This window comes from Cohnella sp. GCM10027633 (assembly GCF_042675445.1).
GTDB lineage: Bacteria > Bacillota > Bacilli > Paenibacillales > Paenibacillaceae > Cohnella.
In genome coordinates this window covers 1-1,288 of record NZ_JBHTGV010000039.1, presented here as the reverse complement: position 1 = coordinate 1,288, position 1,288 = coordinate 1, and the positions used below count along the sequence as shown (strand labels likewise).

The 1,288-nt window shown below is 47.4% G+C and carries 2 protein-coding genes; both read left to right on the top strand.

All coding sequences use genetic code 11. From position 1 onward, the window contains the following. The first annotated feature begins 77 nt into the window (after positions 1-77). Positions 78-374, top strand: coding sequence for a transposase (locus ACFQZG_RS27560; RefSeq protein ID WP_378157957.1), 297 nt, complete (start codon positions 78-80; stop codon positions 372-374). 11 nt (positions 375-385) lie between these two features. Continuing rightward, on the top strand, positions 386-1,249 hold the full coding sequence (locus ACFQZG_RS27555; protein WP_378157958.1) for an IS3 family transposase: 864 nt from the start codon (positions 386-388) through the stop codon (positions 1,247-1,249). Positions 1,250-1,288 lie beyond the last annotated feature (39 nt).

Genomic DNA, 1,288 nt, shown 5'->3' with positions numbered 1-1,288 from the left:
TGCAACTAGAATAAAAAGTGGACACCTCATAAGCGCAAACAGATAATAAACTCAACAAGAATTAAGAGGTGTCCGGCATGAGTGAGAGAAGACAGCATTACAACGAAGAGTTTAAAGAACAGGCGGTTCGTTACATCCAAGATCAAACGAAGACACTGCCACAGATCGCCGAGGAGTTGAATGTACCAGAAGGCACATTACGTCAGTGGCAGGCGAAGTATCGGAAGTTTGAGAATGAGCCGCTCGTGGATCGCGAAACCCTTCGTGAAAAGGATCGGCAGTTGCAGGATCAAGCACGCACCATTGAGGACCTCCAAGAGGAGATCGCGATCTTAAAAAAAGCCATGCACATCTTCAGCAAAGAAAGGAACTAAGGTTCCAGTTCATCGAAGATCACCGCTCCGAGTTTCGAATGGAGAAGATGTGCGTAGTACTCGAAGTATCACGGAGCGGTTATTACAGGTGGTGCCTGGAGAAGGCGAACGAGAATGCCTACCAGAAACGCCGTAGAGCGCTATTGGCGCGCATCATGTGGCTCTTCTTTGACGCTAAGACACGCTACGGGAGCCCTAAGATTACTAAGCTCCTACAAAGTGAAGGCTGGACTGTTTCTGAGCGCTTGGTCGGGAAGCTTATGCAAGAGAATAACCTACGCTCATGCGTCTCAAAGAAGTTCAAGGTGACGACGACGGATTCCAATCATTCCAGTCCAATTGCGCCAAACGTGCTAAACCAGCAGTTTAAAACCACAGCTCCAAACAAGATTTGGGTCACGGATATTACCTATGTTCCGTGCCGCGAAGGCCGGCTGTACTTAGCGAGTGTAATGGATCTCTACACACGCAAAATCGTCGGTTGGAGGCTCTCTGACCGGATGACGACGGACTTAGTACTCGCAGCACTGGATCAGGCTTATGAAGCTCAGAAACCGGGAGAGGGACTTATCCATCACTCCGATCGAGGTTCGCAGTACGCTTCAGAAGAGTATCGAACAAGACTGCAAAAGTACAAAATGACAGCCAGCATGAGCCGCAAGGGAAACTGTTATGACAATGCCTGCATCGAATCTTTCCACAGCGTGCTGAAGAAAGAGTTTATTTACTGCACACGTTTTAAGACGAAGGCACAAGCGAAACATGAAGTATTTGAGTACATCGAGTTCTTTTACAATCGCAAGAGAATTCATGGTTCTTTGGGTTACGTATCTCCTGATCGATTCGAGGAGATGTACTACAAAAACATTAGCTGAAATGCGTTAGCGAGTGTCCACTTTCTTGACAGAGGTCCA

Coding starts and splice junctions, on each gene's coding strand:
- ACFQZG_RS27560 (WP_378157957.1), top strand. CDS start 78: ATGAGTGAGAGAAGACAGCATTACAACGAAGAGTTTAAAGAACAGGCG.